At 61.2% G+C, this 22260-nt stretch carries 33 protein-coding genes and 1 pseudogene; 19 read left to right on the top strand and 15 right to left on the bottom strand.

Annotated features, from left to right (window positions below; genetic code table 11):
- The 3 genes and pseudogenes from ACCQ08_RS23185 to ACCQ08_RS23175 all read right to left on the bottom strand — a co-directional run.
- The coding region (locus tag ACCQ08_RS23185) for a hypothetical protein (RefSeq protein WP_373451139.1) at positions 1 to 701 on the bottom strand (701 nt) is incomplete at its 3' end.
- 60 nt (positions 702 to 761) lie between these two features.
- Positions 762 to 1808 carry a hypothetical protein gene (locus ACCQ08_RS23180; protein WP_373451141.1) on the bottom strand — a complete coding sequence of 349 codons (1047 nt, stop codon included), beginning with the start codon at positions 1806 to 1808 and terminating at the stop codon, positions 762 to 764.
- Positions 1809 to 2022: 214 nt separating this feature from the next.
- Positions 2023 to 2322: pseudogene (locus ACCQ08_RS23175) on the bottom strand (DNA cytosine methyltransferase); the annotation flags it as partial.
- A gap of 81 nt (positions 2323 to 2403) precedes the next feature.
- Here ACCQ08_RS23175 and ACCQ08_RS23170 point away from each other — a divergent pair.
- On the top strand, positions 2404 to 2658 hold the full coding sequence (locus ACCQ08_RS23170; RefSeq protein ID WP_373451138.1) for a hypothetical protein: 255 nt from the start codon (positions 2404 to 2406) through the stop codon (positions 2656 to 2658).
- Between the two features lie 43 nt (positions 2659 to 2701).
- On the opposite strand, the gene ACCQ08_RS23165 is transcribed toward ACCQ08_RS23170, so the two are convergent.
- The 12 genes from ACCQ08_RS23165 to ACCQ08_RS23110 form a co-directional block, all read right to left on the bottom strand.
- Positions 2702 to 3385 carry a hypothetical protein gene (locus tag ACCQ08_RS23165; protein WP_373451137.1) on the bottom strand — a complete coding sequence of 228 codons (684 nt, stop codon included), beginning with the start codon at positions 3383 to 3385 and terminating at the stop codon, positions 2702 to 2704.
- Positions 3386 to 3410: 25 nt separating this feature from the next.
- On the bottom strand, positions 3411 to 4031 hold the full coding sequence (locus ACCQ08_RS23160; RefSeq protein WP_373451136.1) for a 3'-5' exonuclease: 621 nt from the start codon (positions 4029 to 4031) through the stop codon (positions 3411 to 3413).
- Positions 4032 to 4098: 67 nt separating this feature from the next.
- Positions 4099 to 4377, bottom strand: coding sequence for an HU family DNA-binding protein (locus ACCQ08_RS23155; protein WP_373451140.1), 279 nt, complete (start codon positions 4375 to 4377; stop codon positions 4099 to 4101).
- Positions 4378 to 4452: 75 nt separating this feature from the next.
- Complete coding sequence (locus ACCQ08_RS23150) at positions 4453 to 6363, bottom strand: YqaJ viral recombinase family protein (RefSeq protein WP_373451135.1); 1911 nt, start codon at positions 6361 to 6363, stop codon at positions 4453 to 4455.
- A complete protein-coding gene (locus ACCQ08_RS23145) occupies positions 6364 to 7353 on the bottom strand; it encodes a recombinase RecT (protein WP_373451134.1) in 990 nt (329 codons plus the stop codon).
- A gap of 131 nt (positions 7354 to 7484) precedes the next feature.
- Positions 7485 to 7844 carry a hypothetical protein gene (locus tag ACCQ08_RS23140; protein ID WP_373451133.1) on the bottom strand — a complete coding sequence of 120 codons (360 nt, stop codon included), beginning with the start codon at positions 7842 to 7844 and terminating at the stop codon, positions 7485 to 7487.
- On the bottom strand, positions 7841 to 8146 hold the full coding sequence (locus tag ACCQ08_RS23135) for a hypothetical protein (protein ID WP_373451132.1): 306 nt from the start codon (positions 8144 to 8146) through the stop codon (positions 7841 to 7843). The genes ACCQ08_RS23140 and ACCQ08_RS23135 overlap by 4 nt, the downstream gene beginning before the upstream one ends.
- Positions 8127 to 8396, bottom strand: coding sequence for a hypothetical protein (locus ACCQ08_RS23130; protein WP_373451131.1), 270 nt, complete (start codon positions 8394 to 8396; stop codon positions 8127 to 8129). Before ACCQ08_RS23130 ends, ACCQ08_RS23135 begins: the two co-directional genes overlap by 20 nt.
- A gap of 143 nt (positions 8397 to 8539) precedes the next feature.
- Positions 8540 to 8830, bottom strand: a complete 291-nt coding sequence (locus ACCQ08_RS23125) for a hypothetical protein (RefSeq protein WP_373451130.1) — start codon at positions 8828 to 8830, stop codon at positions 8540 to 8542.
- A 427-nt stretch (positions 8831 to 9257) separates the two neighbouring features.
- A complete protein-coding gene (locus ACCQ08_RS23120; RefSeq protein WP_373451129.1) occupies positions 9258 to 9548 on the bottom strand; it encodes a hypothetical protein in 291 nt (96 codons plus the stop codon).
- A 419-nt stretch (positions 9549 to 9967) separates the two neighbouring features.
- A complete protein-coding gene (locus ACCQ08_RS23115; RefSeq protein WP_373451128.1) occupies positions 9968 to 10345 on the bottom strand; it encodes a hypothetical protein in 378 nt (125 codons plus the stop codon).
- Positions 10346 to 10369: 24 nt separating this feature from the next.
- Positions 10370 to 11089 (bottom strand): helix-turn-helix transcriptional regulator, encoded by a 720-nt coding sequence (locus ACCQ08_RS23110; protein ID WP_373451127.1) that lies wholly within the window; start codon positions 11087 to 11089, stop codon positions 10370 to 10372.
- A 26-nt stretch (positions 11090 to 11115) separates the two neighbouring features.
- Here ACCQ08_RS23110 and ACCQ08_RS23105 point away from each other — a divergent pair, with 26 nt between their 5' ends.
- From ACCQ08_RS23105 to ACCQ08_RS23020, 18 genes are all read left to right on the top strand, one after another.
- Entirely contained in the window at positions 11116 to 11328 is a 213-nt protein-coding gene (locus ACCQ08_RS23105) for a Cro/CI family transcriptional regulator (protein WP_373451126.1), read from the top strand.
- Positions 11321 to 11608, top strand: a complete 288-nt coding sequence (locus ACCQ08_RS23100; RefSeq protein ID WP_373451125.1) for a hypothetical protein — start codon at positions 11321 to 11323, stop codon at positions 11606 to 11608. Before ACCQ08_RS23105 ends, ACCQ08_RS23100 begins: the two co-directional genes overlap by 8 nt.
- Positions 11609 to 11767: 159 nt before the next feature.
- The gene (locus ACCQ08_RS23095) at positions 11768 to 12301 is read left to right on the top strand and encodes a hypothetical protein (protein ID WP_260719438.1); all 534 of its coding nucleotides are present in this window, start codon (positions 11768 to 11770) and stop codon (positions 12299 to 12301) included.
- On the top strand, positions 12294 to 12449 hold the full coding sequence (locus ACCQ08_RS23090) for a hypothetical protein (protein WP_373451124.1): 156 nt from the start codon (positions 12294 to 12296) through the stop codon (positions 12447 to 12449). Before ACCQ08_RS23095 ends, ACCQ08_RS23090 begins: the two co-directional genes overlap by 8 nt.
- Complete coding sequence (locus ACCQ08_RS23085) at positions 12446 to 12751, top strand: hypothetical protein (RefSeq protein WP_373451123.1); 306 nt, start codon at positions 12446 to 12448, stop codon at positions 12749 to 12751. Before ACCQ08_RS23090 ends, ACCQ08_RS23085 begins: the two co-directional genes overlap by 4 nt.
- Positions 12744 to 13046, top strand: a complete 303-nt coding sequence (locus ACCQ08_RS23080) for an HNH endonuclease (protein WP_373451122.1) — start codon at positions 12744 to 12746, stop codon at positions 13044 to 13046. The genes ACCQ08_RS23085 and ACCQ08_RS23080 overlap by 8 nt, the downstream gene beginning before the upstream one ends.
- Positions 13039 to 13950, top strand: a complete 912-nt coding sequence (locus tag ACCQ08_RS23075; RefSeq protein ID WP_373451121.1) for a hypothetical protein — start codon at positions 13039 to 13041, stop codon at positions 13948 to 13950. Before ACCQ08_RS23080 ends, ACCQ08_RS23075 begins: the two co-directional genes overlap by 8 nt.
- Entirely contained in the window at positions 13937 to 15316 is a 1380-nt protein-coding gene (locus ACCQ08_RS23070) for a replicative DNA helicase (protein WP_373451120.1), read from the top strand. The genes ACCQ08_RS23075 and ACCQ08_RS23070 overlap by 14 nt, the downstream gene beginning before the upstream one ends.
- 18 nt (positions 15317 to 15334) lie before the next feature.
- Positions 15335 to 15835: a hypothetical protein gene (locus ACCQ08_RS23065; RefSeq protein ID WP_339536924.1), complete on the top strand. Its 501-nt coding sequence runs from the start codon at positions 15335 to 15337 to the stop codon at positions 15833 to 15835.
- Entirely contained in the window at positions 15832 to 16305 is a 474-nt protein-coding gene (locus tag ACCQ08_RS23060) for a DUF1367 family protein (RefSeq protein ID WP_373451119.1), read from the top strand. The genes ACCQ08_RS23065 and ACCQ08_RS23060 overlap by 4 nt, the downstream gene beginning before the upstream one ends.
- Positions 16302 to 16676: a hypothetical protein gene (locus tag ACCQ08_RS23055; RefSeq protein WP_373451118.1), complete on the top strand. Its 375-nt coding sequence runs from the start codon at positions 16302 to 16304 to the stop codon at positions 16674 to 16676. Before ACCQ08_RS23060 ends, ACCQ08_RS23055 begins: the two co-directional genes overlap by 4 nt.
- Positions 16670 to 16930, top strand: coding sequence for a hypothetical protein (locus ACCQ08_RS23050; protein WP_021028844.1), 261 nt, complete (start codon positions 16670 to 16672; stop codon positions 16928 to 16930). Before ACCQ08_RS23055 ends, ACCQ08_RS23050 begins: the two co-directional genes overlap by 7 nt.
- A 74-nt stretch (positions 16931 to 17004) precedes the next feature.
- Positions 17005 to 17520, top strand: a complete 516-nt coding sequence (locus tag ACCQ08_RS23045) for a hypothetical protein (RefSeq protein WP_260719447.1) — start codon at positions 17005 to 17007, stop codon at positions 17518 to 17520.
- A gap of 74 nt (positions 17521 to 17594) precedes the next feature.
- Positions 17595 to 18287, top strand: a complete 693-nt coding sequence (locus tag ACCQ08_RS23040; protein ID WP_373451117.1) for a hypothetical protein — start codon at positions 17595 to 17597, stop codon at positions 18285 to 18287.
- Positions 18284 to 19027, top strand: coding sequence for a terminase large subunit domain-containing protein (locus ACCQ08_RS23035; protein WP_204366342.1), 744 nt, complete (start codon positions 18284 to 18286; stop codon positions 19025 to 19027). Before ACCQ08_RS23040 ends, ACCQ08_RS23035 begins: the two co-directional genes overlap by 4 nt.
- Positions 19015 to 19779 (top strand): terminase, encoded by a 765-nt coding sequence (locus ACCQ08_RS23030; protein ID WP_373451116.1) that lies wholly within the window; start codon positions 19015 to 19017, stop codon positions 19777 to 19779. Before ACCQ08_RS23035 ends, ACCQ08_RS23030 begins: the two co-directional genes overlap by 13 nt.
- Before the next feature lies 1 nt (position 19780).
- Positions 19781 to 21985, top strand: a complete 2205-nt coding sequence (locus ACCQ08_RS23025; RefSeq protein WP_373451115.1) for a hypothetical protein — start codon at positions 19781 to 19783, stop codon at positions 21983 to 21985.
- Between the two features lie 50 nt (positions 21986 to 22035).
- A complete protein-coding gene (locus tag ACCQ08_RS23020; protein WP_373451114.1) occupies positions 22036 to 22254 on the top strand; it encodes a hypothetical protein in 219 nt (72 codons plus the stop codon).
- The last annotated feature ends 6 nt before the right edge of the window (positions 22255 to 22260 follow it).

The raw sequence follows: 22260 nt of genomic DNA, 5'->3' as shown, positions 1-22260 counted from the left end.
AGCACATCAAGTGCGGCTCGGGTCAGCGCATCAGCGGGCTGGGCCTGGGGTGCTGTGTAGAAGAATGTTCCGTGCTCAAGGGCAGCAGTGCCCGTATGCCACTGAATTGCAGCGCCACTCAGTACAGTGGCAACTGGATTAGGATTCCCGCGCACGAAGAAATGTGTTCCTGCGTCCAGGTGGTATGGCTGTTTGTGCATCCAGCAGGTGCCGTACAGCTTACTGTGCCAAGCAACTGGGTCACTGCTAACCGGCTCGGCCTGCACCTCTGCCAGGTCACCTGCCGAGGAATCCTCGGTAGCTGGAAGGGCTGGGGTGGTGCAAAGGGCGGCTTTGACTGCCTCGACAGCGATACGCTTGGGGTGCTCGGGATCGACCAGGACCCCATCGTGCATGACGCATGTGAGCAGGTCGTCGGCAGCGTTGCGCAAGTCTTGATACGCCCGATAGATTTTTGCGTGAGCCTCAATCCAGCCATCACGATCTGAATTGAGAAACGCGATCTGATCAGGAGTAGCCACTGCTGCGGGCGCTGCCTGTGCTGCCACTGCCTGGGCCGCTATCCTGCGCATATTTGCGGCATCCATATTCATCAGCGAGTCGGTGGCGGGATACTCTGCGATGGTGCGCAGCGCGATCAGGTGCGGATGTTCAGCCCCCTCGGCAGTCTTGAGGGGAGCGGAAGAGTTGTTTTCAGCCATGTTGGGCTCCAGAAATGGAAATGCCCGCTCAGGGCGGGCTTGGAATCTATGGGATGCAGCTCATTGCTGCTTCGATGAAGGTTTGCGCGGCTTGCGCGTTGATGGCATTTCCGTAGGCGCGCAGGCGTCCCACTCGGGCGGCAGCCCCATGAGCCAGCGGGAATGTGCTGGGTTCAACTGGCCGCCACTTTCCATCCCGGCACAGGAGCCAATCAGCAGCTCGCCAGAGGCCGTTAACCGGGCCGGGCCCGGCAGATAGCTCTGCACCTGGTGCGTCAGCATCGTGGGGGCCGCGTTGCCCGTCGTTGCCTTCGATCGCGCCACATACTGTTCGCCCGTGCCCCCCGGTTCGCTCGCTGTCGGTGTACCCCATCCGCAAAGATGGACTGCTATGTCTGCCGTGCTGATCTGGGGATCGGTTGGCTTGCGTCCTGACGTTATCGGCGGGTTGGGTTTGGCGTCCACAATCGTGCTGTTGGGTGTCGGCCAGCCAGTCAACTGCATTAAGTCGTTTAGGTTTGCCATCCCATGCCCCTGTGCCTTCTTTGCGGCGATGTATTGCGCTGTGTGCGCCGGGAAGTGGTCGCGCGCCGTTGGAGTAGGCCAGCCAGTAGGTTCGGTCGCGGATGTGCGGCGCACCGACGCCCGCAGACGGGAACGCAACCGCCCCGAAGGAGTAACCCATTCCTTCCAAGTCAGTTTGTAAAGTGTCGACCCAAGCCGCGCCGTCTCGACCTTCAATTTCTCTGTCAGTCGCCTCTGAAGCTCGTTGGATTGCTCTCTGCGTCGAGACATAATCGACCTGCTCATCTCGATCATCTTGTTCTCCCCCCATGTGCCGCAGGCGGCGTTCAAGCCGAACAAGACCACCCGAGTGTTCTCCATGGTGTATCCCGCACCAGCCTGAATTTGGTCCAGCGAGGGGGTGTTCCAGCCTCGTGGAGTCATCAGGTCGAACGCTATCCCGGTTGCTTCGCAAGCCCCTGAATCCAGAACTTTTTGCACCCACTCTACCGTTATGGAAAACGGAAGCCCTTTCGCCGCCGCTCTTGCTTTCGCTGCAGCTACTAGCCTTGAGGCCCTCGTTGCAGTTGAGCCTTTCCGCATTTGATGCAAGACTCTCGCGGTTGTATTCCGACACTCCTTGCACAGCGATCGGTAGGTCTTTTTCCAGCCAGTCAGCGAGAATTCCGAGACGGGCTTTTCTTTCCCACAGTCGCTGCAAATCCTGACCTGATCGGCTTCCAGTGACAAGGTTGCTGGCGACTTGCTCTCCCATAACGATGGATGGCCGACAGACTTCGATGAGCTCTGCGAAGATGGGCCAGAGGTGCCTCTCGTCTTTTGTTCCGGTCTTGTTTCCGGCACCACTGAAAGGCTGGCACGGGGCTGATCCAGTCCAAACAGGTCGAGTGTCTGGCCAACCTGCGTGCCGCAGCGCGAGGCTCCAGACTCCAACGCCTGCGAAGAAGTGGCACTGGGTGTAGGGCTTGAGGTCATTGGGGTGAACATCTTCAATACTCCTTTCGTCCACATCACCCGGGGCGATGTGGCCCGCAGCGATGAGATTGCGCAGCCATTGGGCTGCATACGGCTCTATCTCGTTGTAGTAGGCAGCCATGAGGTGGAATGGAAGAGCCCGCCTCGATTGCTCAGGGCGGGCTGTGAATAGGGGCCCACTGGGGGCGGTAGACTTGTCGCTATGACGCTTTACGACACCATGGTCAGTGCCATCCGCGCGCACTGGTCTCAACATGACAACGCTTACCCTCAGTGCATCGAGCTTGATGCAGCGTCCCTGAAAGACTTCATAGAGACGCGCAAGATTGTGCGCAAAGGGCTGGGTAGCCCGGCATCGACTGACGCGGTGCAGACGCTGTTGGGTGTGAAACTGGTGCCGGGCGATACCAACGCGCTGGTCGCCAAGGACGGTACTCGGGTGCCGCTGGGCTTATAGAACTGGGCACGAGGCCCGCCCAGGCCCCGTGCTTGCACTGCTATCAGATCGGTGAGTCATCCTCCAGGGAGTTGGCGAAAGCCTTCTCCGGTGTCAATCCTTCGCCATCGGAATCGAGCCCGTCCAGATCCTGCTGGCCACCATCGTCACTGTCGCTGCCAGACGATGGCGTGTCAGGCTTGCCGGCGCGGTAGCCCTTCTTGGCCAGCATGACTTCGGCCGGTGCCAGCAGCTTGATGTAGATTTCGCCCTCGGCGGCCAGGCCTGAAAGCTCGCCGAAGGTGTCGTTGTCCTGCAGCTCGTCGCCGTTGTACTGGATGGTGCCCTTGATGGTCACGCTTCCGCCTTCGACCAGTTCATACTGCAGGCCGCACAGCACGGCATCGGTGAAGTCGACGTGCTCGCCTTCGGTGCCCCAGTCCCAGATGAAGCGATAGCCGCGCCATTTTTGGCCCTTCGCGTAGTGGTAGGCCAGAGGCAATTGTGGGTAGCGGATATTCGGCAGCGGGATCGCGATATCTGGCAGCTCCACCTGGCCGGCCTGGGCTGCCTTGTTGCAGAAGTGGTGCTCACGCAGACCTGGTTCAAGCAGGTCCAGCAAATCGTTCGACCCGGTGATCACGAACGCAATGTCGATCGCGCGGACCTTTTCTTCGCCGTGCAGCTCGCGACGGGGGTTGGCATTGACGATCGTGACCTTGGTGGGCTCTGTAAGTTGGAAGGGCATGGTGCTCCTTTGAAGTTGAGGGCCTTCACGCAGCCTGAGCTGCCTTCAGATCCTGGATGGCGAAGAACACATCGAGCGCTGCCCGGCAGTCGGACATGGCGCTGTGCGCGTCAACCAGCGGCTTGCCCATGAAGTGCTCGTAGGCCTCGCGGAGGTTGGCGCTCTTGTGGTGGAAGCGCCGCGCTGCCTTCATCTTTTCCGTGGGCGGCAGCTGCAGGATCGGTGTGGACAGCAGCTGCGTGCAGTGGCTGTTGGCAGCCTTCCATTTGTCGCGCTGGTCATCGCAGACGCTGGCGGGGAAGCGATGCTGGGCGATGCGCAAGATGCGGCGATCGAAGCTCTCGTTGTGGCCCAGCAGCAGGCGGCCATCCCACAAGGTCATAAACATCTCGAGCGCTGTGCGCTCAGGAATGCCGACGGCGAGCGCACGCTCGGTGGTGATGCCATGCACCTGGGCCACCTCGTCAGGAATGGTCCAGCCATCGGGGCGGATGATCACGTCCATGCTGGCGATGGTGGCCCGGGTGTCAAGGTCGACCAAGATGGCGCCCAGCTGCACGATGTGCGGTTGGTCAGGGTGATCGCTAGGTTCTTTAAACAGAGCCAGCCCAGTTGTCTCTGTGTCGTATGCGAGTGCAAGTGTCATTTTTGGGGTCTCAGTGGGCGAAAAAATGCCCGCGCGAGGCGGGCGGCTGGTGCTAAGTTCGAGGCGGTCAGTTCACCGCCGCCTTCAACTCCTTGCCGGGGCGGAACTTGGGGGCCTTGGATTCTTCGATGCGCACCGATTCGCCTGTGCGCGGATTGCGACCTGGGCGGCCGGCGCGGCGCACCACCTCGAAGGTGCCAAAACCCATGATCTGCAGCGAGTGGCCGCTGCGCAGCGTGTCGGTGATGGCCGCTGTCACGGCGTGGAGGGCGCGGCCGGCTTCTGCTTTGGTGAGTTTGGCGTTGTCGGCGATGTGTTCGATCAGTTCGGACTTGTTCACGGTAATTTCCTTGTCGGGATGGAAAAAAGCGCAGCCTGTTGTGGGGCTGCGCGGGGAGGGGCCGGCACTGGACCGGCGTTGTCACACGGTTTGATGCGTGTATTCGTTGGCCATCTTCTGCAGGCGCATCGCCAAGGCCAGGCACAGGCGTGGGAAGCTGGATTCAGGCATCTGGACGGAGTTGCGCTCCTTGCGGTAGCTGATGCCCAGGCTGTCGAGCGTGCCGGCATTCACCAGCACATCGATGCCGCCGGCCTTCAAGGTGGTGTTGATCTTGCCGATGCTGATCACGCTTTCATCCGCCTGGGCTGCCGCGCTGGTTTGGGCTGCATTGATCACCTGCTTGGCGTCGATCCCGGCCACTGCCTCTGCAGCATTGCTGGTGGCCAGGCGGGCAAGATCATTGGCCACTGGCTTAGCCAGTGCCCCGGTCTGTGCAGCCTGAGCGATCTCAGCCTTTGCGCTCTGGGCTTGCTCCTGAATGCGCTTGCGCTCTTCCGCCGCATCAGCTTGGGCCTTTGCCTGCTCTTCGGCGCGGATGCGGGCACGCTCGGCTTCAAGTTTCCGGTCGCGCTCGGCCGCTTCTTGAGCTGCTCGGGCGTCTGCTTCGCGTTTGGCCTTGGCTTCTTCCTCAGCCCGGATGCGCTCGCGCTCAGCCTCCAGTTTCTTGGCTTCTGCCGCCTGGTGCTGGCCAATCCGCATGGCGGCCAGCGCCTGAAAGTCCTCGGAGGCCTTGGCGCCCACGGTGGCGAAGTCTGGGAAGAGGGTGATCCAGTCACCGCTGTCCTGCACCAGGTGCTTGCGGTTGGCCTCCAGTTGGTCGGCCAGCGCGTTCGCGTCCACCTTGGCATTGGTCAGCGCCACCGCCACCTTGTCGCGCATGCTGTCGAGCGACTTCAGGCCTTTGATCACCTCGGCGAATCCGCCGGCCAGGCGCGGCAGCCAGTTGGTACCGAGCCGCTGGTTGAGCGCTGCGGTATGGCTGTCCAGATCCTGCTGAGCCTGCAGCACCAGCGTCTGCTTGCGCGCATCCTTCTCGGACTTCACTCGCTTTTCCAGATCGAGGGCCTTGGTCGTGGCGATCTTGTCCAGCTGCTCGAGCACCGTCAACGCTTCATCCACGCTCTGCATGTTGGCGCGCACTCGCTTGCCAGCCTGCTTCATGGCGTCAGCAACACCGCGCAACCACTTGGCATCGTCGTCGGCCTCAGCAAACTGCTGGTCGGTTTCCAGCACCGTGTTGATGCTGTTGATGCGTGCCAGCGCGCCGGCCTTGAACTCATCCAGATTGCTGGTGGTGATCTCACCCTTCGCATCCAGGCGCAGCGCCGGCAGGGCGTCGCGCAGCTTGGCCTCAGGCGCGGGCTTGGGTGCTTCGGCCTCCGGCTGGTACGCGGCAACCTCTTGTTCCAGCTGTGCCCACCCGGCAACGATCTTGGCGCGCAGTTCAGGGTTCGGCGTATACCAGCAGCTGCGCTGCTCTTCGCACTCCCATTCACCTGTGCTTCTGTTCACCACCCACTTGCTGGCCAGGAACAGCGTGCGCTCCACAGTTTCAGCGACCATGGCCTGGTGCTCCATCTGCACCTGGTACTCCAGCGGCAGGTCGGCGCCCGTTGCGCTGGGCGTCATTGCATCGCGCAGTCGGTCGTTCAGGCTCTTGTGCTCCCACGCCGTCTCGCCCATCAGGGTCAGGCCGTCAAAGCTCGCGCTGTACTTACCATTAGTGCCCACCAGGGGTGCCAGTTCCTCGCCGACGATCAGCTCAGCAGCAGGCCGGGCCAAATTTTCAAACTGGTGCCCAGCGTCAAAGCGGCGCTGTGTGGCTGCATCCACTTCCGGCACGATGCCGGTGGCCAGTCGCTGGATCAGCTCCGAGCGCGAGGTGTAGCTGCTGCAGCCCATCATGGCCGGCGCGTCGCTGGCGTTGAAGTGGGCGGCCCGGTGCGCATGCCATGCCGGCGTGCCTTGTGTGAGATTCACGACTTCCATTTATTGACCTTCCAGCTCGGCCACGCGAGCGTCGAAAACTTCGTTCAGGCGCAGGCGCTGCGCTTCGTCGGGGATTGCATCGAGCAGACTGCCCAGCTCGTAGAGCTTCTCCAAGTCGGTGGCCGCTGCCATATCGGCTTGCAGCTTTTCAGGGCTCAGTGCAGGCGCGTCGGCGGCCGGCGCGCTCTTGGGCTGAACATCCGTCACTTCCTGCTGGGCAGCCGCTGCAGGCTTAAGGTCCAGCGCACGAAGCTTTTTGACCTGCTCTTCCGTGAATTCCAGGTTGGGGTTACGGGAGTAGGTGAAGGCGATCAGCTGGTCTGCGGTCTTGCGGCCGCCGGTGATCACCTCTTTCCACTTCAAGAAGTTCGCCTCGAACTGGTCTTGCGGGTAGGGATCCTTGACCTCATCGACTGGGCCCATGTGTTTCTCGACAGGCTGGGGGTGGGCCAGTTCATCTGGGGTGTAAACGCCCAAAATTGCACCGGGCGTGTACAGGCGGGACCAATTCTTCGCTTGCAAATACGCAATTTGCTGGCGTGGATTGGTTTTCCAAAGTGGTGAGTTCTTTGTGGTGATTGACTTGAGAGCCAGCCACTCGCCCCATTTGATCTGGGTTTTGCCCCGAGGAGTGGCTCCGGCACGGCACTGCAGGTTGTCTCCGTCACCTTGGTACTCGTACTCGAACTCTCCAACGATCGCGCCTGTGGACTGCAGGACCGCAATGATCAGCTGCGCTTCATAGCCCAGTGTGCCGTTGACCAAATGGGTCTTCTGAGCCACTGCGAACGGGGACATATTCCACTGCAGCGCCTGGAGGGTTACGGCCATGCAGTCAGCGGCGCTGCCTTGCAGGTGCTTTGGCACGGTGGCCCGGCCAGAGGCCATCAGTTCCGCCATGCGGAAAGCCTTGTCCATGGTGTCGTTGCTGAGCACAAGGCCAGTGCTGCTGGTGCCGCTGATTGCGAGCTCGTTAGATGTTTGTGTCATGGTGTTCTCAAGTGGTGGTCATTGGTGGTGAGCGGAAATCAGAAAACGCGGGCCGATGTCGCAAGCCAGGCTGCCGCGCAAAAAGAAAGCGCCGAGATGGCGCTTCCAGAGGAAGGCGTGAAGAATGGTTCTCAAGGGTTCACCTCGCGCATGCATTGCATTTCAGTGCTGTCGTGCCAGACGGCCGCTTGGCCTGGGCCGCAAAGCTGTGCCGCAGCGGCGGCCCGGCGCTGCTCCTGCTGGGCGACCAGGTGCTTGGGCTGGGGCTGCTCACCTGCATCTGCGCCAGTGCAGCCGCTCAGCAGGGCAAGCGCAGCTACCGCGATGTAGACGACCAGGGCGGAAAGCCATGCCGAGGCTTGGCCGTCTACAGGTGGACCCATGGGCACAATCACAGATTGACGCTGGTACGGGCCAAAGGCCTGTTCCTGAGTGCACGGGTAGCGCCGTGTGGTGTCGCTGACATCAGCGGGGAAGGGGATGCGCTTCATGATTTGGCCTCCCGGACTTTGATCAAGGCGTCGGCCATTTCGTATGAGGCTTTTGCCCATTCCTCATAGCTGAATTCCCCCCTGTCATGACCACTGAGATACGCCTGCATGGCTAAGCCTGCGAAGTGGTCGCGAAGCGTCATACCCTGTGCGGCTTGAGCAGTGGCCCGGATGTATTCCCGGTCGCGTTCAGCTGAATCCTCGATGTCCTGGCTTGCCGCCATCCCGATTCGGTGCATGGCGGTGCTATCCCAGACAGGGAATGCGCTTCCGCCGTCCTGTTTATTGCGCGTCGTCATCATCAATACCCTCAATCTCGTTGCAAAGGCGCAGCATCCGATCCCCGGTGCAGCAGCGAATTCGGTTTGCGGTTTCAGACAGGTCGCGGGCCTCTTCAACCACCTGGGCCAGCTGGTCACGCAGCTTGAAGTTCTCTTGCTGCAACTCCAGCAGGCTGGCCATCGACGCGGGCGGATCGTCGTCGTCCGGCTCCATGCCGTCCCAGCGGCGCTGCCCGCGAGCCAGCGCGCGGTGAATGGACAAGTCGTTCATGGGCTTCTCCTAGAAATAAAAAAGCCCGCTGTGGGGGCGGGCGAAGGCGCCGACTGGAGGGCAGCGCTCAGGGGAATAAAAAAGAGCCACCGGTGAGGGTGGCTCAAACGCCCGAGGGGTATCGGGCGGGAGGGTTCTCAAAGTCAGGCTGGTTGCAGCGACTCTGGTGTGGTCAGCCAAGACAGTGTTTCATCTTGGCCGTCGCCGTCTCGCAGCGGCTTGAGCTCCACGTCGCGGTAAAGAATCACGCAAGGCATGCCGGGCTTGATGGTCTTGGAAAAGTGGAATGTGGAAAGTGGTTCACACAGCCAGTCGTAGGGCGTATTGCCAAATTCCGGCTTGGCGCTTTTCAGAACGCGGAGCAGGGCACCGTTGTTGCCTGGGTACTCGTGATCGTTGACGACGACAGCCAAGTCGCCAGGAATGCACTGCATATCATCTCCTTTAATGCTGTGATTCTATACAGTAGATTTTGAATGTAAAGGGATGACCCTTGGTATGTGGCTATCTGAAAATCTCCATCATCGAAGCGGGCCGGACGGCCATTCCCGGCTATGACACTGTCTGACGTGCCTCGCAAGCCATGCGCCCGCGCTTTCGCACCGTCTTGGGCATGGACTGATTGCCTTCCCGAGGTCATCATCCCTCGCGTTTTGACTGTGGTGCACCCCCGTTGCATGTTTCCATTGCTTCGGTGCCGCCGCTTCGATGATGGTCCTGCTAACCCTGCAGGCCGGGGCACGATAGGCTCGTGCGGGCCATCTTTCCTACATGACGTTCTCCCTTCCAAACCAAAAAGCTCTCGCGGGAAAGCGCTTTAGTTATCCCTCTGATGTCGCCCAGAGGGGAGCGCCGATGGCGTTAGATGCCGCGCCGCAGGAATGCATCAGGTTTGGTTCTGGCGATGGACATAAGTACCTCATCAAGCTGCTTGCGGGTCAGCTTGTGCATCGTCATTAACTCCTTGGCGCGCTCATCAGATAGCTCGGCAATCAGGGCCAACGCCTTGGTCTTTTTGGCGTTGAATTCAGCCTTCCGAGCGTCGAGTTCGTTGCGCTTCGCGATTGCCTGCTCACGCTTGTAGCGGTCAATCTGGTTGTCGATGTTCCCGCGCTTGGACAGCGGAACATTCAGTACTCCGTGATCTAGCATTGCTTCTCCTTAGAAAACCAAAGCCCTCATCTGCAGAGCTTTGGTTTTCGGTCTAGCTTTTCCCGGTCGCCCGGCACCAGACCTAACAACGCCCCATCCTCTGCGGTGCAGGGGCAACACCTTCATGGCTCCTCAGCAGCGGGCCTTCGCCTTCTTCTGCCTTCCCATCTTTCGACGCCGGTTGACCATCTGGCCGGTGGCGCCACCTGCAGAACTGTTGTGCTGTATGGTGTCGTTAAGCAGTATTGTTAGCCTACTTACATCTAAAGTCAAGCATGCTTACGAAATATTTTTAAGTAGGCTAACATTTCTGGGCGTAGGCAAAAAAAAGCCGCCTTTGCGGCGGTGCATTTGGGTGTAGGGGACGCAGTCAGTGCGTAGGTAGCCGGTATAGATCAGTCACACAACAGCGCTGATGCTCAACCCACAAGAAGAGTGATCAGCCCAGCGGTATTGCTCTTGTCTTCCGTCGTTGACCATTCGAAGTACATGTAGGCATTGGGCCAATTCGGAAATGCTCTTTTGAAGAGAGCAAGGACTGATTGCAGCTTCAGTATGATTTCTTCAGAGGTTGCACTGGGGGAGACTTGCCCGTCTCGCTGTAGCGCAAGGCAAGTTCGCTGCAGGTGTTGAAGGTACTTCTCGTAGGCCGCTGGCGCCTTGTCCTTACCGAAGATGGTCTTCTTACCCATGCTTTTGACATAGTCGTCCATGGCCATAACCAGGTGTTGCATCGCTACAAATGTGTGTGGCACATGGCGCTGGAGAGAAGCAAGGCACACATCCTTTTCATTCATGTGGCACCTCGATAAACGTTCGAGCTAAAACTGCAGAGCATTGCGACGCGCTCTGCCTGCCACCAGCTGGATCGCTTGAATTTCGTGCTCATAGACAGTGAGCGGGCCGTAGCCATTGTTGATGGAAAGCAACTGGATTTCGCCATCCCGACGCCAGTTCAACTGCTTGAGCATTTTCTTGCCGTTGGTGCACGCCACCACTACGTCATCGCCTTCCTGCGGTTCAATGTTCGGTTCGACGATCACGAACTCGCCGGCCCGGTATCTTGGATGCATCGAATCTCCACGCACTCGAACTGCATAAGCGTTCGGGTCGTTCGTCGGGTAAAGCACAAAGCCCTCGCCGTGTCCCACCGGATATTCGAGCTTTTCCAGGTATCCGTCGTCCCCGCCTTTTACTTCGCCCACCACCGGTATCTTCCTCATTTCTCGAAGTTCGATCCGATCACCTACTTCAGACGAGATTGACGAATGCTGCGGTGCCAAACGCTTGGCGCCTTCACCAGTGGATATCCAGATCGCGCTGTAGCCCGTCTTGGCGGCAAGCTTTGTCGCGGGAGATGCCTTGATGGTCTTGGTCGGACCATCTTTCCATTGCGTAACAGCAGACGACGACACCCCTGTCAGCTCGGCGATTTGGCCGACTGTCAGATTGGCCGCTGCCATGATTTCTGCGATTCGTTCTTGAAGTGTGCTCACGAAAGTGAGCTTACTTGCATTGATGGTTAGTGTGCTTGCTTTCATGATTGTAAGCGTGCTAACATTTGGGAATGAAAAAAGCAGACGCCATTGAATTGTTGGGTGGCTCGGTGGCCGTAGCCGCCAAAGCCATTGGTATCAACCCGCAAGCCATTTCGCAGTGGCCAGACGTGCTTCCAGCACGGCTGGTTGATCGCGTGATTGCCGCATGCGTCCGTACTGGCATTGCTGTGCCTGACAGGGTGCTGGGCGCCAGGGCGTCTGTGGAGGTCCCTCATGTTTGAACCTGAAGGCACCGAAACCCAACAGCGTCAAGCGATCGTTGACGCCCTTCAAGCCCTTACGAACGAACGCGTAGCAATCATCGCCGCCGCATCCAAAGAGATCGACGCCAAACGGGAGGCGCTGGTGACGCAATGCGCGGCTCTCGGCCACGTCTATGTCCCGGCCTCCATTGGTTTTGCCATCAATGGCATTCGGCAATGCGCCATCTGCGGTGTTCGTGAGACGCGGTTCCCAGAACTTGATTTAGCAGCGAGCGCAGGCATTGCTGCACCCGATTGAGAGCGGCGCAGCAGGACTGACCTGACGCGATTTTGCCAGCGCCGATCGGTTCGCAAGGTCCCGTTTTGCTGCCAGCCATTCGCGCCAGTCCTCAGCCCGCTGATCCACCTGGCCATCACCCATCCCCTGAGCAACCTTGACCACAACAAGGACCCAAAAATGACACTGAGCAAAGACAACGAAGCGCCCAGCTTCGCCCGAGAAGCAAATCCGAACCTCGACCGCTCGGAGCTGCGCGTGAACATGCACAAGTTCACCCTGAACATGATCGACGCCGAAGTGCACTTCCGCCTGCGCTACAGCGATGCCGACTGCAGCCGCAGCCGCGTTATCAACGAAGTGCTGGCCAACTGGGCGCAGCGCCAATGGGAGGCCGCCCAGATCCAGTGCGATAAAGCGGGCGACAACCCTTTCGCGGCGATCGCTGCAAAGGCGCTGGAGTTCGTTGAGCCCCAGTCGGAAGACAAGTTCGAGTGCGTGCGCGCGAGCGTGCCAAAGACCACCCTCCAGGTGATCAGTGCCGCGGCCGAGCACCGCAAAGCTTTCCAAGGCGTGAACGCCGACCGGGGCACGGTTGTCAACGAGGTGATGAACGAGTGGGCGAACCAGAAGTGGCATGGCGCTACTTTGACGCTCAAGCTCTGCGAGGGCAATCCACTCGATTCGGATTCCGCAGGAGGCACCCATGCCTGATGTCGTGAGCCTCGAATACATCCAGAGCCTGGCCCAGCGAGCGCGCGCGGCCGGCACCCCCATCGAACAAGCATGCCCCTGGCCTATGGGCACAGCAGCTGCAGAAGCCTTTGCCGACGCCTACGAGCAGGCTGTGGAGCAGTCATGAACGCCCAAATGTCAATGATCCGGATCATCGGGCCGGAGGGTGAGCAGGACCTGCCTGCAATGATCGTGAGCTTCGATGAGTTGCCAAACGCCATGGCGCCTGCTGACCAAGCCATGGAACTGCGCATCAAGGCTCAGGGCCTGCTGATGCACGCCGACCTGGTGGACTTCGAGCTCACCAAGGACCCGCTGTTCCACGAGAGCGCCGAGCGCAATCGCAAGACCATGTATGCGCTGATCAACAGCCGATCGCCAGAGCGCAAAGCGCAGATGGCTGCAGAGAGGGGTTTGCCTCATGCGTAATCCTGCCAATGGCATCCCCGAGTACTGGACAGACCACAACGGCCGCGCTTGGCTTGTGCCCCAGATCCTCGGGCGCTTGAAGCCCGGCAAATGCCCTGGGCACCTCGCGCTGCGCGAGTTTGTCATCGCCCGTGACGGCCACAAGTGTGTCCGCTGCAACAGCACAGACAACTTGGTAGCCGACCACATCATCTCCCGCCGCAATGGCGGCAGCCATCACCCTGACAACCTGCAGTGCCTGTGCCAGTCTTGCAATGCGCGGAAGTCCAACCTAGAGGACCGCCGCCATGCGTGACTACGGCAAAGTGCATACCGCGTTCTGGACCAGTGCGAGCATTGGTGAACTATCTGAGGACGGGCGCATGCTGGCCCTGTATTTGCTGACTTGTCCCCACGGCACCATTGCCGGCGTCTTCCGCATCCCAGACGGCTATGCATGTGAAGACCTGAAATGGAGTCAGGAAAGGGTTAAGCAAGGGTTTGACGAACTGTTTCGGAAGGGTTTCTCTAACCGTTGCGAAACGACGAAATGGGTATGGGTCATCAAGCACTTCGAGTGGAATCCGCTGGAGAACCCCAATCAGAAAAAGTCCGCCATCAAGGTGGCGTCCCAACTGCCTGCCGCTTGCACCTGGAAATCAGATTTCATGCGGGTTTGCGGCCCATACATGGGTATGAGCGAAGAGGACATTCACAACCATTGCGAAACCGTTTCGGAAGGGTTTCTTAATCAGGAACAGGAACAGGAACAGAAACAAGATACCTCCTCTTCACTACGTTCAGAGGAGGGGCGCGTGGCGAAATCGCCAGCACCTTCCCCCTCTGGGCGACAAAAACGTGAAGAGACCACCTTGGCCAAGTTCCTGGCCGACTGCCGCGAGAAGGGCGTAAAGCCGGTGCCGGACGATCACTCGATCCGGACCTGGGCCCAAGACGCCGGCATCAGCGACGAAATGCTGCAGGTGGCCTGGGTGGTGTTCCGCGAGCGCTACACCGAGGATTCGCAGTACAAAGCAAAGCGCTACAAGGACTGGGTGGGCACCTTTGCCAACTCGGTGAAGGACCGCTGGTTCTCGCTGTGGTTCACCGGTGAGGGCGGGGTGGTGAGCTGGTCCTCGACAGGCCTGCAGCACAAGCAGGTGCTCGACGCCCGTGTGGCCAAGCGCAAGGAGCAGGAGGCCGACCATGCAACCGCATGACGCTTTGGCCGCAGACGGCACCGTAGCTCCCTGGTCGCCAGAAGCTGAAACCAGCGTGCTGGGCGCGCTGATGCTCAACAACGACCTGTTCGACGAAGTGGGCGACACGCTCGAGGCGCGTCACTTCCACGACCCGCGCCACGCGAAGATCTTCACGACCATCGCCACGCAGGTGATCTCCGGCAAGCCGGCGGATGTGGTGAGCGTGCTGGTGGCCCTGCAGGAGGCCGGCCACGCCGATATCCAGCTGGACTACCTCAACGGCATTTCGCAGGTGTCGTTCAGCCTCAGCAGCGTCAAGCGCTACGCCGAGGTGGTGCTCGAGCGCTCGATGAGTCGCGGGCTGATGGACGCAGCGTGGGAGGTGCGCGAGCTGGCAGTGACGCCCGGCTTGGATTCGGCCGAGCGCCTGGACCAGGCCCAGGCCAAGCTGCAGTCGCTGGCGGTCAATCGCGGCCGGCAGGCGCCGGTGGCGGTGGGCGACATGGCCGCTGCACTGTGTGAGCGTGTGGAGCAGCTCTCCCGTGGGGAGATCGAGCCAGGCATTCGCACCGGCATCCCAGGCCTGGACAAGCGGCTAAACGGTGGCCTGCGCCCCGGCAAGCTGATCATCCTGGCTGCCCGGCCTGCAGTGGGCAAGTCCTCACTGGCGATGCAAATTGCCCTGAACCTGGCAGCCGACGGTGTCGGCGCGGGCTTTCTGTCGCAGGAAATGCCCAAGGCTGACCTGATGGATCGCATCGGCGCCAACACCGGCCGCATCTTCCTGGACAACATCATCACCGGGCAGATGCGAGACCAGGACTGGGCCCGGCTGACGGCCGCTATCGACCGCATGGTCAAGCTTCCGCTGTTCCTGGATGACCAGCCGGCTCTGACGCTGGCCGACATTCAGGCCAAGGCCCGGGCGCTGGTCCGCCAGCACGGTATCAAGCTGCTGGTGCTCGACTACATCCAGCTGTGCGGCTCCCGCAAGACCAACGACAAGCGGCACCACCAGATCGAGGAGATCAGCCGCGGGCTCAAGGCCTTGGCCAAGCAGCTGGGCATCACGATCATCGCGCTCAGCCAGCTCAACCGTGGCCTGGAGAGCCGCGTGGGCGGTAAGCCTCAGCTGTCCGACCTCAAGGAATCGGGCGCGATCGAGGAAGACGCGGACGTTGTGATGCTGCTCAGCCTGAACCACATCTCGTCCCACGGCGGCAAGGTCGTCGAAGTCGATTTCGCCAAGAACCGCCAGGGCCGCGTTGGCAGCGTGCCGCTGGCCTTCGACGGCGCCTACCAGCACTGGACCGACAGCGCAGAGCCGCTCAGCACACCAGATCTCGGCCGCCGCAAGGCCAGCCACTACACCGACGACATCTAAAAATAGGAGCGACCACCAATGATCATTATTGGAATTGACCCAGGTTTGACAGGCGCGATCGCCGTCACCGACCACAACGGCGTGCGTGTTGTGTTCGACTTACCCACCATGGCAGCACCTGGTGCCGGCCCCAAAGCGCTGGTCAAGCGCAAGATCGACGGCCGCGCGCTGTGCCAGCTGCTGCTCAAGCACTGCCCGGCAGAAGATGGCCTGCCCACCGTCGTGCTCGAGCAAGTGGGCACCATGGGCGGTGCCAACAACGCTGTGCAGACGCAAGGTAGCCTGCTGCGCTCGCTGGGCGCCATCGAATCGGTGCTGGAGTGCTTGAAATACAAGGTGCGGTACGTTGCGCCGCGCCAGTGGAAGAAGGATTTGGGCGTGGGCAAGGAAAAGGGCGAGTCGCTCGCGCTGGCCCGTACCAAGCACCCAGAGGCTGCCGCGTCGCTGGCCCGCGCCAAAGACCACAACCGCGCTGAGAGTGTGCTGCTGGCCCACTGGGGCCGCCAGGAGCTGGCATGACCCGCCTCGTCATCACCAAAGGCCAGGACGGCAAGCTCTGCGGCTCCGACGCTGCTGGGCACCGGGCCTATGCCAGGTTCAAGAACGCGGTGAACAGCCTCAAGCCCGGCGAAACCTTGGGCTTCCAGTTCTGGCTGCCGCGTTCGCCCGAGCATCACCGGTTCTTCTTCCTGAGGATCAACCGGCTGCTGGACCGCACCGAGGCCTTCGACGACGCCGGTAAGCTGCGCGCCTGGCTCCTTATGGGCGCCGGCCACTGCGACTTCGTGCCCGGCTTGGACGGCAAGCCCAACGCTGTGCCCAAGAGCATGGACTTCGAGAGCATGGACGAAGCAGCCTTCTGTGAGCTGCATCGCGACATTGACCAGTTCCTGTGGACTGAGCATGCACAGCTGGTCCTGTGGCCCACACAGAACGCCCAGCAGCGCTGGGCCAGCATGGAATCGTTTTTTGGGGAGTTCCGCCAATGACCCACACCACTGGCCGCCCACTGGGGCAGCGCTTTCTCGAAGTGCTGGATATCGTCGGCAAGCTCGGTTCCTGCACCTGCTCGGAGATCACCGCGCGCATGACGGGAGAGATCGAGCCGCGCCACACCTGGACCTACTGCACCCGGGCCGTGAGCTTGGGCCTCATGAGCGTCGATCGCAGCCGAAGGCCCGTCAAGTACCAGCTGGCCGACGGCAGCCAGACCATGCTGGAGGCCATGGCCAGCACTGACAAACCCGTCAAAGCGGAGCCACCGGCGCCCTTGAACGCGGCAGAAACGGTGGCGCTGGCCCTGCGCACGCAGCCCAACTGCGTGTTTGCACTGGCAAGGGGAGGGTGCGCAGCATGCTGAACCGCCTCAACGCCAAAGAGCGCGACCACCTGGCCAGGGTCAAGGAACTGCCCTGCAGCGTCTGCGACGAGCCGGGACCCAGCGATGCCCACCACGTAAAGCAGGGGAGCCAGTACACGACAGTGGCCCTGTGCAAGGACTGCCACCAGGGAAGCCGTAACGGGTGGCACGGCCAGCGCGCCATGTGGCGGATCAAGAAGATGGACGAGGTCGATGCCCTCAACGTCACGGTGCGCCGGCTTATGGACGGCTGAAAAAAGGAAAGCCACCCGAAGGTGGCGTTTCCCGGTCTGAGACCTGAGCAAACTCAGTTTACCGGGAAATGATGATGAATACTACCGTTAGCACCAACTCCACAGGTCAGATTATCTGGGACTGCATTGTCTCGCTGCGCGAAGCTGGTCAGGCGATCAGTCGTCAGCGGTTGATGGAGCTCACAGACTTCCCTTACACCAAGGTCGACGACCACGTCAGCCGCTGGATCGAAGAAGGGCGCATGCGGCGCCTGGTCGATGGCGTCTATGAAGTGGTGGACCCGTTGCCCGAGCCCCGGGCCATCTCCGTGACCGACCTGCACAACAACATGGTGCTGATCGAGATCGGGGATCAGGAGCTGCGCCTCTTCACCCCAGAGGCGCGGGCCCTGGCCCGCCAGCTGGGCGGCTTTGCCCTGCAGTATGCCCAGCTGCAAACACAGAATGATGTGGCAGCGCTGCTGGTGGAAGCCACGGTGCGCAACCGGGCGCTGGCCGATCGCATCAGCGACATGGAGCGCGCGCAGGCTGCTCTGGCGCGGCAACTGAAAGAGGCTCAGAAAAGCAACCAGATGGCCTTGATCGGGTAGCGTCTCCCACAGGTGGCAACACCTACCCCCGATAGGGTTCGACCTGGGGAAGCCCGGCATGGATCATTCGTCCAATGACCACGCCCAAGACATCGACCGACAGCAAACAAAACCTCGCGCCTGCACGCCAGGCTGTGGACTGGGAGCGCATTGAGCTGGACTACCGGGCGGGCATCAAGAGCCTGCGCGAAATCGCCGAAGGCTCCGGCACCAGCCACGTCAACATTGCCAAGCGCGCCAAGAAACTGGGATGGACGCGCGACCTCTCGGCGAAGATCCAATCCAAGGCCGACGCACTGGTTAACGCAGCCTTGGTTAACACCCCTGTTAACAATGCGTCTCCGGCAGCAGAGCGGGAGACGGTAGAGGCGGCAGCTTCAACACAGGCTTCGGTGCGCTTGGCTGAGCGGGCGGACATTCAGCGCAGCCGGTCCATCTGCATGGGCCTGATGGCTGAGCTGGAGCAGCAGAGCGTTAATCCCAAGCTGATGGCTGAAGTCGTAGCGATCCTGCGCGGCACGCCCGCTGAGGAAATGACCAAGGAGCAGCGCTCCAAGCTGGCAGAAGCAGCAAGCAAGGCTGCATCCCTGTCCAGCCGCAGCAGCACCATGCGCTCCCTCTCGGAGTCGCTCCGGATTCTGGTGGGGCTGGAGCGCCAGGCCTATGGGATCAAGGAGGAGCTGCTGCCGCCAGCAGATCCTGGTGTCGCAACGTTCTCAACGGCCGACCTCTTCGCGATGCGCGACGCCCTGAAGGGCGGTGTATGAATTTGGCCGACCTGCCTCAAGAGCAGCGCAGCGCAATGCTTGCGGCCATTGAGCTGGAGCTGTCTCGACGCAAGATAGACGGTATGTATCCAGCGACTGGGCCGCTGCGTCGTGAGCTTTACCCGAAGCACATGGAGTTCTTCCGCGCCGGCGCCACCTACCGCGAGCGGTGCGCCATGGCCGCCAATCGTGTTGGGAAAACGGAGGGGATGGGTGGCTACGAGACAGCACTGCATCTGACCGGGCGCTACCCGGACTGGTGGGAAGGCCGACGCTTTGCCGGGCCCGTGCGTTTCTGGGCGGCAGGCAAAACCAACGAAACCACCCGGGACATCGTGCAGAACAAGTTGTTCGGCCCGGTGGTGGGGTCAGGTACTTCCAAGTGCTTCAGCGGCACTGGCTTGGTCTATGCCGACTGCATAGAGCGGGTGGGGTGGAAGCAGGGTGTTACTGATCTGGCTGACACCGTGTATGTCAAGCATGTGAGCGGGAAGTTCTCCGAGCTGGGCTTGAAGTCCTACCAACAAGGGCGCGGCAGCTTTGAAGGCACCGAGCGCGATGGCATCTGGCTCGACGAGGAGCCGCCGCTGGAGGTTTACAGCGAATGCCTCATTCGAACGGCCACCACCAATGGGATCGTTTACATCACCTTCACCCCTCTGGAGGGGACAACCGGCACGGTGATGATGTTCCTTGAGGGCGAGCAAGAGGCGAAGGAGGAAGCTCTGTGCCTGCAGTAACCGCATCTCGATACCTTGTCACCGCAGGGTGGGACGATGTGCCCCATCTCGATGCGAAGACCAAAAAGGAGCTGTGGGACAGCTCGCCTCCGCATGAACGCGAAGCACGAGCACGCGGCATTCCAACCTTGGGCAGCGGCCGCATCTTCCCGGTGGAAGAGGGCAGCATCAAGGTGCCGGCTTTCCCGATTCCTGCGCATTGGGTGCGAATCAACGGCCTGGACTTTGGCTGGGATCACCCAACGGCCGCTGTGCAACTCGCCTGGGACCGCGACAGCGATTGCATCTACGTGGTGCAGGCACATAGGCTGAGCCATGCTACGCCGGTTATCCACGCCAGCACCATCAAAGCCTGGGGCGATTGGGTTCCCACTGCCTGGCCTCACGACGGCGAGCAACACGACAAAGGCTCTGGCGAGCAGTTGGCCGTTCAATATGCCAAGGCCGGCCTGCGCATGCTCAAGGATCGCGCCACCTTTGACGATGGAACGAATGGAGTGGAAGCAGGGTTGATCGACATGCTCGAGCGCATGCAGACGGGACGGTGGAAGGTGTTTTCCCACCTGAACGACTGGTTCCAGGAGTTCAAGCTGTACCACCGCAAGGATGGCAAGGTGGTGAAGAAGCTCGACGACTTGATGAGCGCGAGCCGCTACGCCACCATGATGAAACGCAAGGCGATCACCAGGCCTGTGCCACAGCGCGCCACCGGCGGCGACTGGGCTCCACTGGATCGAGAAATGGGGTATTGAGATGCAAGCCACTGAAACACAAGGGGGCCTGCAGCCCCAAGGCAATGACGCCGAACCCCAACGCGACTTGCGCGCCGAGTTCGTTCTGACGCTGCTCTCCAAGCGCCGTGAGGCCATCGCCGGCCGCGCTGGCTCGGGCATCGAGGAAGAATGGACCGAGGATGAAGAGTATTACCAGGGCATTGACGATGCCAACCGCGCCTTCCAAAACGCCAACCAGCTTTACCGCAGCCGCAAGGCGGCCATCATCGGCGGCCAGGCCAAAGACAAGGGGCCTGTGCGGTCCGTCGTGTTCCTGAACATCACGCGCCCCTATGTGGATGCGGCCAGCGCGCGGGTTGCCGACATGCTGCTGCCGACGGATGACCGGGCCTGGGAGATCAAGCCGACGCCGCTGCCACGCCTGAGCAACATGCAGCTGACGCAGTTGGCCGGCGCGCTGGGGTTGACCGATCCGGCCGCCGCGCAGCAGCACATGGAAAGCCAGGCAGCCCAGGCCAAGCAGGCAGCAGAGCGCATGCAGACTGCCATCGAGGATCCGCTGGTGGAGAGCAACTGGCACGGCGAAGTGCGTCAGGTCATCGAGGACTCGGCCCGCCTTGGCTCTGGCGTGCTCAAGGGTCCGTTCCCCGTGACGCGCACAGCCCGTATGACCCGCAAGGATCCAGCCACCGGCATGACCGAGTTCATCAAGGTGGACGAGATCAAGCCCGGCTCCAAGCGCATCGACTGCTGGAACTTCTTCCCGGACCCTGCCTGCGGCGAGAACATCCACCATGGCAGCTACACCTGGGAGCGCGAGTTTATCGGCCGCCGCCAGATCAAGGAGATGCTGGCCGACTCCAGCTACGACGCTACGGCTCTGCTGGGCGCTTTGCGCGAGGGACCGTCACGCACCCGCGAAGGCACAGAATCGGTCTACCGCCCAGGCGAAGACGAGTTCGAGATGTGGATCTTCTACGGCCACTGCGCGCGAGAGCACCTGAACCGCCTGGGTGTGGAGATGGAGGAGAGCGACGAGGACCGCGTGCCCACTATGGCTGTCATGATCAATGACCGCTTGGTTAAGGTGGTGCTCAGCCCCCAAGAGGATGGCGAGTTTCCCTACGACGTGCTGGCCTGGCAGCGCCGCCCCGGCATGCCCTGGGGCCTGGGCATCGCCCGGCAGATCCGTACTGCACAGCGTATGCTCAATGGCGCCGCGCGCGCCATGATGGACAACGCTGGCTTATCGGCCTCGCCGCAGGTGATCATTGGCAACGGCGTCACGCCACAGAACGGCTCCTACAACCTGACGCCGGGCAAGACCTGGCGCGCCGAAGCCAATGCGGACGCGCGGGATGTGCGGGCAGCGTTCAATGCCTTCGTGGTGCCCAGCGTACAGGGCCCGCTGATGAACATCATCACCTTTGCCCTCAAGATGGCTGAGGACACCACCGGCATGCCTGCGATGCTGCAGGGTATCCGCGGCGATGCACCCAACACCCTGGGCGGCATGCAGATGCAGAACAACAACGCCACCAGCGTGCTGCGGCGCCTGGCCAAGCGCTTCGATGACTACATGACCCGGCCGCACATCCAGCGCTACTTCGACTGGATGATGACCTACTCGGAAGACGACAGCATCAAGGGCGACTTCCAGATCGATGTGCGCGCGTCCAGCGCCCTGGTGGAGCGTGACGCTCAGCAGCAGTTCCTGATGACGCTGCTGCAGGTGGCGGCCAATCCGAGCTATGGCCTCGATCCGGCCAAGCTGGCAGCCGAGCTGTGCAAGGGTCAGCGCCTTGACCCGACGAACTTCCAGCTCACGGAAGAGCAGAAGGCCCAGAGCAGCCAGCAAGGCCAAGACCCAACGCTGCAGGCCAAGGCCAAGCTGCTCGAAGCGCAGGCGCGCAAAGCCGATGCAGATGCAACCAATACAGGCATGGAGACGCTGTACAGCAGCGTGCAGACAGGAGAGCGCATCTTGCTGAACCCGGGTGTTGCCAGCTTGGCCGATGGCTTGGCGCACTCGACAGGGTTCAAGGATCAGGATGCTGCGCCCATCGTGCCGCAGCCATCTGGCTGGGCGGTGCCGGAGCATCAGCCAGCAGCCGGTGAGCTGCCGACCAACACAAATCCGCTCACACCGGCAAACCCAGAGAGCCCACTCGTCGGCGTGCGGCAGGGCATTGAGACGCCAGCAGTGGACGGCAGCTATCTGTGACACCCGTCTAGGGTTCGCTTGAATGCGCTGGTTGGGGAAAACTGGCTGCCATGACAACGGCTATCGATCCACATTCCCCGACCTGGCGCGCCATCGAGCAGCACGCTCGGACGCAAATCGCCACATTGCGGGAGAAGAACGACAGCCAAAGCCTGGATGCCTTGCGCACCGCCGACCTGCGCGGGCGCATCGCTTCTTGGAAAGACTTGCTGGCGTTGGGTAATCCAGCCCCGGCAGAGCCCGCCGACGATGGTAGCTATGGCTACTGACCTCGG

This window comes from Comamonas sp. SY3, from assembly GCF_041730275.1.
Lineage (GTDB): Bacteria > Pseudomonadota > Gammaproteobacteria > Burkholderiales > Burkholderiaceae_C > Comamonas > Comamonas sediminis.
This window is presented reverse-complemented; position numbering and strand designations above follow the sequence as displayed.

Excerpts from the sequence above, each read along its gene's own strand:
- ACCQ08_RS23180 (WP_373451141.1), bottom strand. The coding sequence starts at position 1,808 with ATGCGGAAAGGCTCAACTGCAACGAGGGCCTCAAGGCTAGTAGCTGCA.
- ACCQ08_RS23170 (WP_373451138.1), top strand. The coding sequence starts at position 2,404 with ATGACGCTTTACGACACCATGGTCAGTGCCATCCGCGCGCACTGGTCT.
- ACCQ08_RS23165 (WP_373451137.1), bottom strand. The coding sequence starts at position 3,385 with ATGCCCTTCCAACTTACAGAGCCCACCAAGGTCACGATCGTCAATGCC.
- ACCQ08_RS23160 (WP_373451136.1), bottom strand. The coding sequence starts at position 4,031 with ATGACACTTGCACTCGCATACGACACAGAGACAACTGGGCTGGCTCTG.
- ACCQ08_RS23150 (WP_373451135.1), bottom strand. The coding sequence starts at position 6,363 with ATGGAAGTCGTGAATCTCACACAAGGCACGCCGGCATGGCATGCGCAC.
- ACCQ08_RS23145 (WP_373451134.1), bottom strand. The coding sequence starts at position 7,353 with ATGACACAAACATCTAACGAGCTCGCAATCAGCGGCACCAGCAGCACT.
- ACCQ08_RS23140 (WP_373451133.1), bottom strand. The coding sequence starts at position 7,844 with ATGAAGCGCATCCCCTTCCCCGCTGATGTCAGCGACACCACACGGCGC.
- ACCQ08_RS23135 (WP_373451132.1), bottom strand. The coding sequence starts at position 8,146 with ATGATGACGACGCGCAATAAACAGGACGGCGGAAGCGCATTCCCTGTC.
- ACCQ08_RS23130 (WP_373451131.1), bottom strand. The coding sequence starts at position 8,396 with ATGAACGACTTGTCCATTCACCGCGCGCTGGCTCGCGGGCAGCGCCGC.
- ACCQ08_RS23125 (WP_373451130.1), bottom strand. The coding sequence starts at position 8,830 with ATGCAGTGCATTCCTGGCGACTTGGCTGTCGTCGTCAACGATCACGAG.
- ACCQ08_RS23120 (WP_373451129.1), bottom strand. The coding sequence starts at position 9,548 with ATGCTAGATCACGGAGTACTGAATGTTCCGCTGTCCAAGCGCGGGAAC.
- ACCQ08_RS23115 (WP_373451128.1), bottom strand. The coding sequence starts at position 10,345 with ATGAATGAAAAGGATGTGTGCCTTGCTTCTCTCCAGCGCCATGTGCCA.
- ACCQ08_RS23110 (WP_373451127.1), bottom strand. The coding sequence starts at position 11,089 with ATGAAAGCAAGCACACTAACCATCAATGCAAGTAAGCTCACTTTCGTG.
- ACCQ08_RS23105 (WP_373451126.1), top strand. The coding sequence starts at position 11,116 with ATGAAAAAAGCAGACGCCATTGAATTGTTGGGTGGCTCGGTGGCCGTA.
- ACCQ08_RS23100 (WP_373451125.1), top strand. The coding sequence starts at position 11,321 with ATGTTTGAACCTGAAGGCACCGAAACCCAACAGCGTCAAGCGATCGTT.
- ACCQ08_RS23095 (WP_260719438.1), top strand. The coding sequence starts at position 11,768 with ATGACACTGAGCAAAGACAACGAAGCGCCCAGCTTCGCCCGAGAAGCA.
- ACCQ08_RS23090 (WP_373451124.1), top strand. The coding sequence starts at position 12,294 with ATGCCTGATGTCGTGAGCCTCGAATACATCCAGAGCCTGGCCCAGCGA.
- ACCQ08_RS23085 (WP_373451123.1), top strand. The coding sequence starts at position 12,446 with ATGAACGCCCAAATGTCAATGATCCGGATCATCGGGCCGGAGGGTGAG.
- ACCQ08_RS23080 (WP_373451122.1), top strand. The coding sequence starts at position 12,744 with ATGCGTAATCCTGCCAATGGCATCCCCGAGTACTGGACAGACCACAAC.
- ACCQ08_RS23075 (WP_373451121.1), top strand. The coding sequence starts at position 13,039 with ATGCGTGACTACGGCAAAGTGCATACCGCGTTCTGGACCAGTGCGAGC.
- ACCQ08_RS23070 (WP_373451120.1), top strand. The coding sequence starts at position 13,937 with ATGCAACCGCATGACGCTTTGGCCGCAGACGGCACCGTAGCTCCCTGG.
- ACCQ08_RS23065 (WP_339536924.1), top strand. The coding sequence starts at position 15,335 with ATGATCATTATTGGAATTGACCCAGGTTTGACAGGCGCGATCGCCGTC.
- ACCQ08_RS23060 (WP_373451119.1), top strand. The coding sequence starts at position 15,832 with ATGACCCGCCTCGTCATCACCAAAGGCCAGGACGGCAAGCTCTGCGGC.
- ACCQ08_RS23055 (WP_373451118.1), top strand. The coding sequence starts at position 16,302 with ATGACCCACACCACTGGCCGCCCACTGGGGCAGCGCTTTCTCGAAGTG.
- ACCQ08_RS23050 (WP_021028844.1), top strand. The coding sequence starts at position 16,670 with ATGCTGAACCGCCTCAACGCCAAAGAGCGCGACCACCTGGCCAGGGTC.
- ACCQ08_RS23045 (WP_260719447.1), top strand. The coding sequence starts at position 17,005 with ATGAATACTACCGTTAGCACCAACTCCACAGGTCAGATTATCTGGGAC.
- ACCQ08_RS23040 (WP_373451117.1), top strand. The coding sequence starts at position 17,595 with ATGACCACGCCCAAGACATCGACCGACAGCAAACAAAACCTCGCGCCT.
- ACCQ08_RS23035 (WP_204366342.1), top strand. The coding sequence starts at position 18,284 with ATGAATTTGGCCGACCTGCCTCAAGAGCAGCGCAGCGCAATGCTTGCG.
- ACCQ08_RS23025 (WP_373451115.1), top strand. The coding sequence starts at position 19,781 with ATGCAAGCCACTGAAACACAAGGGGGCCTGCAGCCCCAAGGCAATGAC.
- ACCQ08_RS23020 (WP_373451114.1), top strand. The coding sequence starts at position 22,036 with ATGACAACGGCTATCGATCCACATTCCCCGACCTGGCGCGCCATCGAG.